Raw genomic sequence first — 14,032 nt, 5'->3', positions numbered from 1 at the left:
GGCCGATAGAACAAAGGCGCAAAACGGCGGATGTGTGATCGTGGTTGCCGCCATCGTGCACGGAAAGTCGGTGTTTCGGACTACCTTGCTCATGATTCGTCAGGCGCATCCCCCATGCGGTTTGGTCGTCTGGCGTGAAAATGAGCCCTCGCTTAGTCTTGTCGTGACCCGCCTCTGGCTCTGTTGCGGAGCCGTCAACCGTTCGCATCATTCGGGAGTAAACGAATAATGGACTATCGACGTCTCGGGGCCTCGGGCCTCACCGTTCCGGCGCTGTCATTCGGCACCGGCACCTTCGGCGGCGTGGGCCGTCTGGCCGGCTGGGGAAAGACCGACGCGACCGAAGCGCGCCGGCTGCTCGACATCTGCTTCGACGCCGGCGTGTCGATGTTCGATACGGCTGATGTGTATTCGCTGGGGGAATCCGAGCGCGTGCTGGGCGAAGCGCTGAAGGGCCGACGCGACAAGGCACTGATCTCCACCAAGGCCACGTTCCGTTTCGGTGATCGGCCGAACGACATCGGCTCGTCACGCTATCACCTGATCTCTGCGGTGGAAGGATCGCTGAAACGGCTCGGCACCGATTATATCGATCTCTTTCAATTGCACGGTTTCGACGCCATGACGCCGCCCGAAGAGGTGCTGTCGACCCTCGACACGCTCGTTCGCGCGGGCAAGATCCGCTACGTCGGCGTGTCGAACTTCTCCGGCTGGCACCTGATGAAGGCTCTCGCTGTTGCCGACAAATACGGATACCCGCGCTACGTCGCCAACCAGACCTACTATTCGCTGGTCGGTCGCGATTACGAGTGGGAGCTGATGCCGCTGAGCAAGGACCAGGGGATCGGCGCGGTGGTGTGGTCGCCGCTCGGCTGGGGCCGTCTCACCGGTAAGATCAGGCGCGGGCAGCCGCGACCGGAGGTCAGCCGCCTTGACACCACGGCCGAGATCGGTCCGCCCGTGCCCGACGAGCATGTCTATCGCGTGGTCGATGCGATCGACGAGATCGCGAAGGAGACCGGCAAGACCGTGCCGCAGATCGCGCTGAACTGGGTGCTGCAGCGGCCGACCGTGTCGACGGTCATCGTCGGTGCGCGCAACGAGGAGCAGCTCAAGCAGAACCTCGGCGCCATCGGCTGGAATCTGACCAAGGAACAGGTCGCCAGGCTCGATGAGGCCAGCAAGGTCACGCTGCCCTATCCCTATTGGCATCAGCGGACCACGAGTTTGGAACGCAATCCGCCCGCTGTGTGACAGGGCGGTAAAATGGCGGTGGCGATTTTGCGGTCGCCCCGTCATTGATTGGACGCGAAAAAGTGCACACTTGTTAAGACGGTGGAAACCCCGTCTGGGCCTTCTAGTGTCCGGGGCATTTTCCGGGAATACAGGCCGACATGCGGGTTTCTGAATCAATCAGCAGAACACTGTCTGCGGGTGCAACAATGCTGGCGCTGGGTGTGCTGGCAGTGGCGGTATCCGCGTGCATGATGGCCGGCGGTGGTCCGGCGCCATCCAACGGTGACGTCACCGGCTCAATTTCGCAGTCCAGTGGCCCGCGCCCTGCCGCACCGCCGCGCCGCATGGCGCAGGCGGGATCCGCAAAGGAATGGAGCGGAGAGGACGGTGCCTCCGGCCATCCGGAGATGACAGCCGCCGCCATCCGGCAGCGCGCGGCGAATTTCGACCAATGTATCGCAGGGTTCTGGCCGGAAGCCGCGCGCCGTGGCATCTCGCAGGAGAGCTTCCAGCGGTTTACGGCGGACCTTTCGCCGGACCTGCGCATCATGGACCTGGTGGATTCCCAGCCGGAATTCACCAAGGCGGTGTGGGATTATCTGGACGTGCTGGTCAACGACACGCGCCTGGCCCGCGGCCGTGAAATGCTGACGAAATACAAAGCCACCTTCGACGCGGTTGAACACGTCTACGGCGTGGATCGCTACATCGTGGCGGCGATCTGGGGCATCGAGTCGAATTACTCGACCCAGGGCGGTGACCGCAGCGTGCTGAATTCGACCGCGACGCTCGCCTGCGTCGGCCGCCGCCAGGCCTATTTCAGGGAAGAGTTTCTCGATGCGCTGGAAATTCTTCATCATGGCGACCTGACGCCGCAGCAATTGCGCGGATCATGGGCTGGCGCATTCGGCGCGACGCAGTTCATGCCGTCGGCATTCAAGCGCTTCGCGGTGGACTTCGATCGCGACGGACGCCGCAACATAGTTGATGACGTGCCGGATATTCTGGCCTCGACATCGAACATGTTCAGGAAGAACGGCTGGGTGCCGGGGCAGACATGGGGCTACGAGGTCGAGGTGCCGCCGGGCTTCAATTACATGTATGCCGACCGCTCGAAGGTCATGACGATCGCGCAGTGGGAGCATCTTGGTCTCCGCCGCGCCGGTGGCAAAGGATTTCCGCGCAACAGCGACAAGGCGTTCTTGCTTGCGCCTGCGGGTAGCGAAGGGCCGGGTTTCCTGATGCTCGGGAATTTCCGCGCCATCACGAAATACAATCCGGCAGAGGCCTATGCGCTTGCCATCGGCCACTTTGCCGATCGCCTGCGCGGCGGCGGCCCGCTGGTGCAGGCATGGCCGCGCCAGGAGCGCGTGCTGTCGCGTGCGGAGCGGCTCGAGTTGCAGGAGTTGCTGGCGCAACGCGGATTCTATCGTGGCGAACCTGACGGCAATCTCGGCGGTCAGACCCGCCAGGCCTTGCGCAGCTTTCAGGCGTCCATCGGTGCCCCGGCGGATGGCTTTGCATCGGCCGGCGTTCTGGACCGGCTGCGGCAACGCTGATGCGACAGACAGCTACTAGCCGGATGCGGGTTTCTGCGGCGCGAGAAACCGCGCGATCATAATCTTGAGCAGATCCATCGCCTTGCCCTTGTCCAGCTTTGGATCGCGGACCGGCAGGATCTTTGAGCTGTCGACCACGCTCATCAGAATCGCTGCAACAAGATCTGCATCCAGCGACGGATCGACTTCGCCGGCATCCTGACCTTTGCGCACGAGCTCGGCGAGAAGATCGCGCATTCCCTTGCTGTGCTTATGCAGGATCTCGGCAACGGCAGGATTGCGTCCGGCTTCCGCCATCATCTCCAGCAGCATCGGCCTTTGCGTACGGATGTGACGCGGCTTGGTCTGCTCCACCTCGGCGGCGAGGGTGGCGATGATGTTCGAATCCTCCGCAATGTCGCCAAGCCTCTTTGCTGCCCGCTCCAGAGCGGCATCCGCCATCGCGGCGATGATCGCCTCCTTGCTGGCGAAGTAATGGTAGAGGTGGCCGGGACTGATGCCGGCCTCGGCGCAGATCGCGGCGGTGGTCGCGCCATGAAAGCCGTCGCGGGCAAAGCAGCGCGCCGCCGCTTCCAGGATTTCCTGGCGTTTTTCCGCATGTTTGACCGGATCGACCTTGCGCATCTCAGCTCACGAATAAGTTAGATTGTTCAGTCTATCAATGATTGACCCCTCCGCCAACGGGCTTATAAATTAGACTAAGCAATCTAATTTAAGGGAGATGTCCGCAATGGCTTCTCAAGGTCCCCGCCTGTTCACCGAAGGGCCGATCGGTCCGGCACTGGTGCGTTTCGCCATTCCCGTCATGCTCGGGAACCTGCTGCAGACCGGCTATCAACTGACCGATGCCTTCTGGGTCGGGCGGCTCGGTGCCGCCGCCGTGGCAGCGGTCTCGCTCAACATGCCCGTGATGTTCCTGGTGATCGCGGCCGGTGCCGGATTCGGCATCGCCGGGGCGACGCTGTGCGCGCGCTATGCCGGCGCCGGGGACCAATCCATGGTCAATCACGTGGCGGCGCAGACCATGATGACGGTCGCGTCGATATCCGCGGTGTTCGCCATGGCGGGCTACGCCATGGCGCCGCATTTGATTCACTGGCTGGGTGTCGCTCCGGATGTCTATGCGAACGCGCTGAGTTTCATGCGCGTCTCGTTCTTTGGCGTGATCTTTGTTTTTCTCTATGCGATGTTTCAGGCGCTGATGCGTGGCGTCGGCCAGATGCGTATGCCGCTTGTGATCGTCATGTGCATGGTGGCTCTGAATTTCGCGCTCGATCCGCTCTTCATCTACGGTGCCGGTCCATTGCCGCCGCAGGGCGTGACCGGCGCGGCCTATGCGACCCTGTTGACGCAAGCGTTGGCCGCTACGGCGGGGCTGCTTCTCCTGTTTCGCGGGCGGCATGGAATCAAACTGACGCTTGCCAACCTGAAACCTGATTTCGCCTACATCAAGCGGGCGTTCCTGCTCGGCCTGCCTGGCTCGATCGAATTGTCGGCGCGGGGCTTGGGCCCGATGGCGATGTCATTTCTAGTTGCCGGATTTGGCACGCAAACGCTCGCGGCTTACGGCGTCGGCGCAAATGTGCTGCAGTTCATCACTATCCCTGCCATGGCCCTGTCGATGTCGGTTTCGACCCTGGTGGGACAGAACATCGGCGCCGGACATCATGGGCGTGCCGAGCGGGCCGCCGTGCTTGGAATTGTGATGGGCCTTGGGCTCTTGACCCTGGTCGGGATCGGCGTGTTCGCGTTTGCGCCTGTGGTCGTTGCCTTCTTCGTGCCGACCGACCCCGGGGTCATCGCGGAGGGCGCACATTTCATTCGGCTGATGTGTCTGACATGGGGCGGTATCGGCGTGCAGCTTTGCGTCGTGTCCGCCTTCCGCGCCTCGGGCAACATGATGGCGGCGATGATCGTCGCACTTGTTTCTCAATGCGTGTTCCAACTGCCTCTTGCTTACGTGCTTTCGAAGATGACATCGCTGCATGTCGAGGGCATCTGGTGGTCGTTCCCGATCGCCAACATCGCCACGGCTGTGTTTTGCATGCTCTGGTTTGCGCGCGGCGGATGGCAACGGGCAATGCCGACCAACGATGGTCGCCTTGCTGCCAGCATCACTGAAGAAGAGATCGCGGAGGAGGGGATCCGGTCCTGAGGTGCGAGAATGGCTGGGAACAATCGCGGCCATTCGCCGTCGGAAGAGCTCTTGACGGAGACCCCTGGAGAGCCGTTTATGGCGCGCGATTTCGCCCGCTGATTTCGCCCCCTTGGGGCCTGAATCTGCTATTATTTTGACGTAGCGATTTCTCCACGCTGTGAGACAGATGCCGAAACGGAAGCCTTTCCTGCGCTTGTTTACTGAACGCGGTCCGCTCATCGTCCTGGCGGTCGCGGCATCGATGATGTTCGGCATTGTTGCTCCGGCTTCGGCCCAGTTTTTTGATTTCGGCTTTGGCGGTTTCGGCCGCCGTCCGGCGCCGCAGCATCCGCAGCAGCAACGCGGGTTCTTCGCGCCGTTCGGCGATGTGTTTGGTCCCCGCTCCTCGGAGCCGCAGCAGGCCCCGCGCCCGCAGGATTTTTCGCGCGCTCCCCCACCTGCAAAGCGGGAAGCGCCAGCCGAACGCAATGTGCTGGTGCTCGGCGATGCCATGGCCGACTGGCTGGCCTATGGTCTTGAGGACGCGCTATCGGAGACGCCCGAACTCGGCGTGATCCGCAAACACAAGACCGTATCCGGTCTGATCAAATATCAGCCCAAAGGGGAGCCATCCGACTGGGCCGCGGCGGCCAAGAGCATTCTCGCCACCGAGAAGCCGGATGCGATCGTTGTGATGCTGGGCCTCCATGATCGCATTCCGATCCGTGAGCCGGAAAAGAAGGCCGACGCCAAAAGCACCGACAAGAGTAACGATAAAGCCGACAAGAAGGGCGCGAAGAAACCCGACGACAAGGCGGCCGACGGCAAGCCTGCAGATAACAAGACCGCGGACAGCAAGCCGGCAGAAGCCAAGCCCGGTGACACCAAGCCCGCTGACAGTGAAGTCGCTCCCGATGACGACGAGCAGCCCAGCATTGTCGCGCCAGAGAAAGCTGCGCGCTCGGGCGGTGGCTCCTATGAATTCCGTGACGACCGCTGGGTCGAACTTTACACGAAAAAAATCGAGGAGATGATCGCAGTCCTGAAGACCAAGGGCGTGCCGGTCCTCTGGGTCGGCCTGCCTGCGGTGCGCGGCCCGAAGGCGACATCGGACATGCTGTTCCTCGATGCGCTTTATCGCGACGCTGCCGGCAAGGCCGGGATCACCTATGTCGATGTGTGGGATGGGTTCGTCGATGATTCGGGACGTTTTGCACAGCAAGGTCCGGACTTCGAAGGTCAGATCCGCCGGCTGCGATCGTCGGACGGCGTATTCTTCACCAAGGCCGGCGCGCGCAAGCTTGCGCACTATACTGAGCGCGAAATCCGCCGTGTCCTTGGATCGCGAACCGCGCCGGTGGAATTGCCAACGGAGCCTGAAGCCAGTGTCGGCCCCAGTGTCACGCCTGATGCCGCCGGACGGCCGCGTCCGCTCGTCGGACCGATCATGCCGCTGGTGGCGTCGTCAGTCGGTGGCGATGAACTGTTGGGTGGGACGGGCGCGCGCCCCACATCGGTTGATGCGTTGACCTCACGCACTCTGGTCAAAGGTGACCCGTTGAGCCCGCCCGCAGGCCGCGCGGACGATTTTTCATGGCCGCGGCGTGAAGTCGGATCGTTGACGGCCCCCGCAGGAGATCCGGCTGTCGTCGCCGCGCCATCGGACGGTTCTGCAGCAGCAGCTTCAGCTGCGAAGCCGAAGCCGAAGAGGCCACCGCAATCCGTCGCGCAAGGCTCAGTTGACGGGCAGGCACAAGGTGGTTCTTCGCGTCAGCGCGCGCCCCGCGAAGCGCCTCACCCTGCGCCGAGTGGATTTTCGTCCTTCTTCCCGTGGTTCTCACGCTGAGAATTTGGAGCGGACTTGTTCCGTTCCAACACTAAAATTCTGCAAAGTTCCAACGCGCTTTTTCCGGAACGGTCGGGGTGAGGAGTCGTTGGTCATTCTCTGAAATGCGTACTGGAGGATGACATGAGAATTCGTACAGCGGTGGCCGTTGCCGTCCTTGCCCTGTCGCCAAGTCTGGCGTTTGCGCAGGCCGCCACCATTGAAGGCGCGAACAACGGCGCAGCTACCGGCGGTGCAGTTGCTGGTCCGCTTGGCGCTGCGGTCGGTGGTACAGTCGGCGCGGCCGTCGGTGCAGCCGTCGATATCCCGACAGCTGTGATTTCGTCGGTGACCGGCGCACCTGCACATTCAGTCGTCGTGCGTGAGCGTGTCGTCGTCGGCGAACCGCTGCCGACATACGTCGAAGTCCACCCTGTGCCGCGCCATGCCGAATACAGCTACGCGGTGGTGAACAATCAGCGCGTGATCGTTGAACCGCGCACCCGCCGCGTCATCCGCGTCATCGAGTAATCCGACCCGATGGATGCGGAGAAAAGGGCCCCGCCACTGGACGGGGCCTTTTTCTCTGGCCGCGTCGAGACCGCCATGCGAGCCGGTGGTCTTCACACCGCGCGTCGGGGAAGTCATGAATCAAAAAGCCCCGCACGATGGCGGGGCTTTTTTATTTTTTTGGCGACGCTGATCAGCGGGGCAGGGTGGTCGATCCCATCAGGAACTGATCGATCGATGCCGCGCACTGGCGGCCTTCACGGATCGCCCAGACGACGAGCGATTGGCCGCGGCGCATGTCGCCCGAGGAGAACACCTTCGGGATCGACGTCCGATAGTCGTTGGTGGAGGCGCGCACGTTGCCGCGCGGATCGAGTTCGACGCCGAGCTTCTTGAGCAGGCCCTCATGCACCGGATGCACGAAACCCATGGCCAGAAGCACCAGCTCGGCCTTCAGTTCAAACTCGCTGCCCGGCACCGGCTGAAACTTCTCGTCCACATGGACGCAATGCAGCTTCGCCACCTTGCCGTTTTCGCCGGAGAATTTTTGCGTCAGCACGGCGTAGTCGCGCTTGGCGCCTTCCGCCTGACTCGACGACGTGCGCATCTTGAGCGGCCAGTTCGGCCAAGTTAGCCCCTTGTTCTCGCGCTCCGGCGGAGCCGTCATGATTTCGAGCTGTGTGACTGAGGATGCACCCTGACGGATCGACGTGCCGATGCAATCCGAACCGGTGTCGCCGCCGCCGATCACCACCACATCCTTGCCCTTGGCAAGAATCTCGCGGGTGCCGTTCAACGGCTCGTTGCCGACGCGGCGGTTCTGTTGCGGCAGAAAATCCATCGCGTAGTGGACGCCGTCGAGATCGCGGCCGGGGATCGGCAGATCTCGCGGCGCTTCTGCACCGCCGGTCAGCGCCACCGCGTCGAAGTTCTTCAAGAGATCCTGCGGATCGGTCGCGCCGGCATAAGCGCCGCCCACCACGGTGTTGTAGTGGAAGACCACGCCTTCGGCTTCCATCTGCGCCACGCGGCGGTCGATGATGCCCTTTTCCATCTTGAAGTCCGGAATGCCGTAGCGGAGCAGGCCGCCGGCCTTGGCGAACTTCTCGAACACGTGGACGTCGTGACCGGCACGCGCAAGCTGCTGTGCGGCGGCAAGGCCGGCGGGGCCGGAGCCGACGACGGCAACCTTCTTGCCGGTCTTCTGCGCGGCGATTTCCGGTCTGAGCCAGCCGTTATCCCAGGCGCGATCGACGATGGCACATTCGATGGTTTTGATCGTGACCGGATTGTCGTTGATGTTCAGCGTGCAGGACGCTTCGCATGGTGCCGGACAAATGCGGCCGGTGAATTCCGGGAAATTGTTGGTCGAATGCAGATTGCGCGACGCTTCTTCCCAGTTGCCGTTGTAGACGAGGTCATTCCAGTCCGGGATCTGGTTGTTGACCGGACAACCGGGCGTGCCGGGTTGAACCGAGCCGGTGCCATGGCAATACGGAATGCCGCAATTCATGCAGCGCGCTGCCTGATCGCGAACGTCCTTCTCGCTCAGCGGAATGACGAATTCCTTGAAATTCTTCACCCGCTCCGCAACCGGCGCGTACTGGCGCTCACTGCGCTCGATCTCGAGAAAACCTGTAACCTTACCCATTAAACCCGAAGCTCCGACAAGGAGAATTCAAAAACCGATTTGCTCATGCGCCGATTGCGATTTTCGGCTCTTCCGGCTCGCGCGATTTCATCTCTTTCAGCGCGCGGCGGTATTCGACCGGCATGACCTTGCGGAACATCGGCAGATACGTCTTCCAGTTCGCGAGAATATGCTGCGCCCGCGCCGAGCCAGTGAGCTTGGCGTGACGTGTAATCAGAACATGCAGGCGCTCGACGTCCTCGCCAAGCAGGTTCGCAAACACGTCGACGCGGCCATGGGCCTCGAGATCGCCACTCTGGTGGAACGCGTTCTCGTTGATGAGCTCTTCCGAGAGCACCGGCTCGAGATCGACCATCGCCATATTGCAGCGCTTCTCAAAGGTGCCGTCCTCGTCGATGACGTAGGCGACGCCGCCGGACATGCCGGCCGCGAAGTTGCGGCCGGTCCGGCCGAGCACCACGACGATACCGCCGGTCATGTATTCGCAGCAGTGATCGCCGGCACCTTCGACAACGGCGACCGCGCCTGAGTTACGCACGGCGAAACGCTCGCCGGCCACACCCTGCAGATAGGCTTCGCCCTCGATCGCGCCGTAAAGGACGGTGTTGCCAACGATGATGGACTCTTCCGGAACGATGCCCGAAATCCGCGGCGGGCGCACGATGATGCGGCCACCGGAGAGACCCTTGCCGACATAGTCATTGCCTTCGCCTTCGAGGTCGAAGGTGACGCCACGTGTGAGCCATGCGCCGAACGCCTGACCTGCGGTGCCCTTGAGGCTGACGTGAATGGTGTCGAGCGGCAGACCTTCATGGCCGTAGGCCTTGGCCACCGCACCCGACAGCATCGCGCCCGCGCTGCGGTCGGTGTTGTGAATCTCGGCGGAGATCTTCACGGGCGCGCCGCGGTCGATCGCTGCGCGCGCTTCCTTGATGAGCGTGCGGTCGAGCACGTTGTCCAGATGATGGTCCTGCGCTTCCGCGTGGTAGATCTTCTGACCGGGCAGCGCCTGCTGCTTGTAGAACAGCTTCGAGAAGTCGAGGCCCTTCGCCTTCCAGTGCGCCACCAGGCGGGTCTGGTCGAGCATCTGGCTCTGGCCGACCATCTCCTGGAAGGTGCGGAAGCCGAGCGAGGCCATGATCTCGCGCACTTCCTCGGCGACGAAGAAGAAGTAGTTGATCACGTGCTCGGGCTGGCCGGTGAAGCGCTTGCGCAGCACCGGGTCCTGCGTCGCGACGCCGACCGGGCAGGTGTTGAGATGGCACTTGCGCATCATGATGCAGCCGGCCGCGATCAGCGGTGCGGTGGCGAAGCCCATTTCATCCGCACCGAGCAGGGCGCCGATGACGACGTCGCGGCCGGTCCGGAAACCGCCGTCCACCTGCACCACGATACGGCTGCGCAGCCGTTCTCGCACCAGCGTCTGGTGGGTTTCGGCGATGCCGAGCTCCCACGGCGAGCCGGCGTGCTTGATCGAGGTGAGAGGTGAAGCGCCCGTTCCGCCCTCGAAGCCGGAAATGGTGACGTGGTCGGCGCGTGCCTTGGCAACGCCGGCGGCAACCGTTCCGACGCCGATTTCGGAGACCAGCTTCACCGATACCTGACCGTCCGGATTGACGTTCTTGAGGTCGTAGATGAGCTGCGCGAGATCTTCGATCGAGTAAATGTCATGGTGCGGCGGTGGCGAGATGAGGCCGACGCCCGGAGTGGAGTGGCGCACTTTGGCGATGGTCGCGTCGACCTTGTGGCCGGGCAGTTGACCGCCTTCGCCGGGCTTCGCGCCCTGCGCCATCTTGATCTGCATCATGTCGGAGTTGACGAGATATTCCGTCGTCACGCCGAACCGGCCCGACGCCACCTGCTTGATCGCCGAACGCAGTGAATCGCCGTTCGGAAGCGGCTTGAAGCGATCCGCTTCCTCGCCGCCTTCGCCGGTGTTGGACTTGCCGCCGATGCGGTTCATGGCGACCGCAAGCGTGGTGTGGGCTTCACGGGAAATAGAGCCGAACGACATTGCGCCGGTAGCGAAGCGCTTGACGATGTCCTTCGCCGGCTCGACCTGGTCGAGCGGCACCGGCTTGCGCTTGTCGTCTTCGGCGGTCTTGATCCGGAACAGGCCGCGCAGCGTCAACAACCGCTCGGATTGTTCGTTCAGAACCTTGGCGAATGACCGATAGCGCTCCTGCGAATTGCCGCGCACGGCATGCTGGAGCAGCGAAACGGTTTCGGCATTCCACGCGTGCTCTTCACCGCGGGAGCGGAAAGCATATTCGCCGCCGACATCAAGCGCCGTCTTGTAGACCTGTTCCTCGCCGAAGGCTTCGGAATGACGACGTGCGGTCTCCTCGGCGATTTCGGCGAGGCCGACGCCTTCGATGCGCGTGTGCGTGCCCGCGAAATACTTCGCGACGAAATCCGCCTTCAGGCCGACGGCGTCGAAAATCTGCGCGCCGCAATAGGACTGATAGGTGGAGATGCCCATCTTCGACATGACCTTGAGCAGGCCCTTGCCGATCGACTTGATGTAGCGCTTGACGATTTCCTTGTCGTCGAGCTTGGCCGGCAACTGGTCCTTCATCGCGATGATGGACTCGAATGCCAGATATGGATTGATCGCTTCGGCGCCATAGCCCGCAAGACAGGCGAAGTGATGCACTTCGCGCGGCTCACCGGACTCGACCACGAGGCCGACCGACGTGCGCAGGCCGACGCGGATCAGGTGATGATGCACGGCGGCGCAGGCCAGCAGCGACGGAATAGGGATACGGTCGGATCCGGCAGCGCGGTCCGACAGGATGATGATGTTGACGCCTTCACGCACGGCCGCTTCAGCGCGTCCGCACAGCTCGTCAAGCACCTGCTCCATGCCCGAGGCCCCGAGGCCGGCATGGAAGGTGGTGTCGAGCGCGCGCGACTTGAAGTGATTGTCGGCGACCTCCGAGATCGAGCGGATCTTCTCGAGGTCCGCGTCGGTCAGGATCGGCTGACGCACTTCGAGGCGCTTGGTCTTCGACAGGCCTTCAAGGTCGAACAGGTTCGGGCGAGGGCCGATGATTGAGACGAGGCTCATCACCAGCTCTTCGCGGATCGGGTCGATCGGCGGATTGGTCACCTGCGCGAAGTTCTGCTTGAAGTAGGTGAACAGCGACTTCGGCTTGTTCGACAGCGCCGACAGCGGCGTGTCGGTGCCCATGGAGCCCGCGGCTTCTTCGCCGGTGGACGCCATCGGTGTCATCAGGATGCTGAGGTCCTCCTGGCTGTAGCCAAACGTCTGCTGACGATCGAGCAGCGACAGGTTTGAGCGCGAGGCCTTGGCCGGAGATTCAGCCATGTCTTCGAGCACGATCTGCGTGCGGTCGAGCCACTCGCGATAAGGATGGCTCCTGGACAGCTCCGCCTTGATCTCGTCGTCAGGGATGAGGCGGCCCTGCTGCAGATCGACCAGCAACATCTTGCCAGGCTGCAGGCGCCACTTGGTGACGATCTGGTCCTCCGGAATCGTCAGCACGCCCATTTCGGACGCCATGACGATACGGTCATCCTTGGTGACGAGATAGCGCGCTGGACGAAGACCGTTGCGGTCGAGCGTCGCGCCGATCTGGCGGCCGTCGGTGAAGGCGATGGCCGCGGGGCCGTCCCACGGCTCCATCAGGGCCGCATGATATTCGTAGAAGGAGCGGCGCTTCTCATCCATCAACGGATTGCCGGCCCACGCTTCCGGAATCATCATCATCACGGCATGGGACAGCGAGTAGCCGCCCTGCACGAGGAATTCGAGTGCGTTGTCGAAGCACGCCGTGTCGGACTGGCCTTCGTAGGAGATCGGCCAAAGCTTGGTGATGTCTTCGCCGTAGAGCTCCGAGCTTACCGACGCCTGGCGTGCGGCCATCCAGTTGACGTTGCCGCGCAGCGTGTTGATCTCGCCGTTGTGCGCGATCATGCGATAGGGATGCGCCAGCGACCACGCCGGGAAGGTGTTGGTCGAGAAGCGCTGGTGAACCAGCGCCAGCGCGGATTCGAAATCCGCTTCGTGCAGGTCGGGATAGTACTTGCCGAGCTGGTCGGCGAGGAACATGCCCTTGTAGACGACGGTCCGGCACGACATCGACATCGGATAGTACCCGGCAAGCGACCGCTCGCGACGCTGATAGATCGCGTTCGAGATCGCCTTGCGCAGGATGTAGAGATGACGTTCGAAATCGTCTTCCGACTTGGTGTCCTCGCCGCGGCCGATGAACACTTGCATCACATTCGGCTCGGTCGGCTTGACCGTCTCACCGAGCGATGAGTTGTCGGTTGGCACTTCGCGCCAGCCGATCAGCGTCAGGTGCTCTTTCTTGACCTGATCCGCGACGATGCCCTGGATGACTTCGCGCCATGGCTTTTCGCGCGGCATGAAGAGAGAGCCCACGGCATAGTCGCCGGGCTTCGGCAGCGTGAAGCCGAGTTCCTTCGCCTTGCGGGCGAAGAATGCATGCGGAATCTGCACGAGAATGCCTGCGCCGTCACCGGCGCGCGGGTCGGCGCCCACAGCGCCGCGATGCTCGAGGTTGCAAAGAATGTTGATCGCATCGCTGACGATCTGATGCGATTTCTTGCCCTTGATGTTGGCGATGAAGCCGACACCGCAGGAGTCTTTTTCCAGCGCGGGATCGTACAGACCCTCGGCTGCCGGGCGCCAAGTGTGTTCACGTGGTTTCAAGGCCTGGTCCGCCATGGGCGCATCCACCTTGATGTCGTCACGCTCGAACTCTGACCCGCTCATTCTTATCCCCACGCTTCCTTAGAAGCTGTCTATTTAAACCCATTTTGGCCGCAGCTTCGACCTTGCGGCACCCTGAAGGCCACCGCTCGCATCTGACGAGCCTTGCTTTCGAAAGTGCAGTTCGCTCGTGCCGTCTCCGGTTCACATGCGGCCTGCTTAACTGGTCAGTGTTGCGAGGGACTCGCAACTACTGTGCCGGGCTTCCCCGGAAAATTGGGACAGTGATACTGTCCTAACCACGAGATTGCCAAACTTTTTCCTATCACACAAGCGCGCCTGAGTCCCTGCTGGGATAGCCCAAAGTCGACATCGTCCCCGCGTGCCTTGCGAATACGACAAAGGCGCCGCT

The 14,032-nt window shown here is 62.4% G+C and carries 8 protein-coding genes; 5 read left to right on the top strand and 3 right to left on the bottom strand.

Features of this window, described 5'->3' with window-relative positions; all coding sequences use genetic code 11:
* The first annotated feature begins 228 nt into the window (after positions 1-228).
* Positions 229-1,254, top strand: coding sequence for an aldo/keto reductase (locus ACP0KA_RS06795; RefSeq protein ID WP_424628076.1), 1,026 nt, complete (start codon positions 229-231; stop codon positions 1,252-1,254).
* A gap of 140 nt (positions 1,255-1,394) precedes the next feature.
* A complete protein-coding gene (locus ACP0KA_RS06790) occupies positions 1,395-2,795 on the top strand; it encodes a lytic murein transglycosylase (protein ID WP_424628075.1) in 1,401 nt (466 codons plus the stop codon).
* 15 nt (positions 2,796-2,810) lie between these two features.
* Here ACP0KA_RS06790 and ACP0KA_RS06785 read toward each other — a convergent pair whose 3' ends face one another.
* Positions 2,811-3,419 carry a TetR/AcrR family transcriptional regulator gene (locus tag ACP0KA_RS06785; RefSeq protein WP_424628074.1) on the bottom strand — a complete coding sequence of 203 codons (609 nt, stop codon included), beginning with the start codon at positions 3,417-3,419 and terminating at the stop codon, positions 2,811-2,813.
* A gap of 106 nt (positions 3,420-3,525) precedes the next feature.
* Between ACP0KA_RS06785 and ACP0KA_RS06780 the strand changes: the two genes are divergently transcribed.
* The 3 genes from ACP0KA_RS06780 (at position 3,526) to ACP0KA_RS06770 (ending at position 7,288) form a co-directional block, all read left to right on the top strand.
* Positions 3,526-4,950 (top strand): MATE family efflux transporter, encoded by a 1,425-nt coding sequence (locus ACP0KA_RS06780; protein ID WP_424628073.1) that lies wholly within the window; start codon positions 3,526-3,528, stop codon positions 4,948-4,950.
* Positions 4,951-5,119: 169 nt separating this feature from the next.
* On the top strand, positions 5,120-6,778 hold the full coding sequence (locus tag ACP0KA_RS06775; protein ID WP_424628072.1) for a DUF459 domain-containing protein: 1,659 nt from the start codon (positions 5,120-5,122) through the stop codon (positions 6,776-6,778).
* 123 nt (positions 6,779-6,901) lie between these two features.
* A complete protein-coding gene (locus ACP0KA_RS06770) occupies positions 6,902-7,288 on the top strand; it encodes a DUF1236 domain-containing protein (RefSeq protein WP_424628071.1) in 387 nt (128 codons plus the stop codon).
* 172 nt (positions 7,289-7,460) lie between these two features.
* Here the strand turns inward: ACP0KA_RS06770 and ACP0KA_RS06765 are convergent, their stop codons facing one another.
* Entirely contained in the window at positions 7,461-8,918 is a 1,458-nt protein-coding gene (locus ACP0KA_RS06765) for a glutamate synthase subunit beta (protein ID WP_424628070.1), read from the bottom strand.
* Between the two features lie 43 nt (positions 8,919-8,961).
* Complete coding sequence (gene gltB / locus ACP0KA_RS06760) at positions 8,962-13,683, bottom strand: glutamate synthase large subunit (protein WP_424628069.1); 4,722 nt, start codon at positions 13,681-13,683, stop codon at positions 8,962-8,964.
* Positions 13,684-14,032: the final 349 nt, after the last annotated feature.

Source organism: Bradyrhizobium sp. SYSU BS000235, from assembly GCF_049747295.1.
In the GTDB taxonomy this organism is placed as follows: domain Bacteria; phylum Pseudomonadota; class Alphaproteobacteria; order Rhizobiales; family Xanthobacteraceae; genus Afipia.
The sequence above is the reverse complement of the archived record's forward strand: the minus strand, read 5'-3'. Positions and strand labels throughout refer to the sequence as shown.

Coding starts and splice junctions, on each gene's coding strand:
- ACP0KA_RS06795 (WP_424628076.1), top strand. CDS start 229: ATGGACTATCGACGTCTCGGGGCCTCGGGCCTCACCGTTCCGGCGCTG.
- ACP0KA_RS06790 (WP_424628075.1), top strand. CDS start 1,395: ATGCGGGTTTCTGAATCAATCAGCAGAACACTGTCTGCGGGTGCAACA.
- ACP0KA_RS06785 (WP_424628074.1), bottom strand. CDS start 3,419: ATGCGCAAGGTCGATCCGGTCAAACATGCGGAAAAACGCCAGGAAATC.
- ACP0KA_RS06780 (WP_424628073.1), top strand. CDS start 3,526: ATGGCTTCTCAAGGTCCCCGCCTGTTCACCGAAGGGCCGATCGGTCCG.
- ACP0KA_RS06775 (WP_424628072.1), top strand. CDS start 5,120: ATGCCGAAACGGAAGCCTTTCCTGCGCTTGTTTACTGAACGCGGTCCG.
- ACP0KA_RS06770 (WP_424628071.1), top strand. CDS start 6,902: ATGAGAATTCGTACAGCGGTGGCCGTTGCCGTCCTTGCCCTGTCGCCA.
- ACP0KA_RS06765 (WP_424628070.1), bottom strand. CDS start 8,918: ATGGGTAAGGTTACAGGTTTTCTCGAGATCGAGCGCAGTGAGCGCCAG.
- gltB (WP_424628069.1), bottom strand. CDS start 13,683: ATGAGCGGGTCAGAGTTCGAGCGTGACGACATCAAGGTGGATGCGCCC.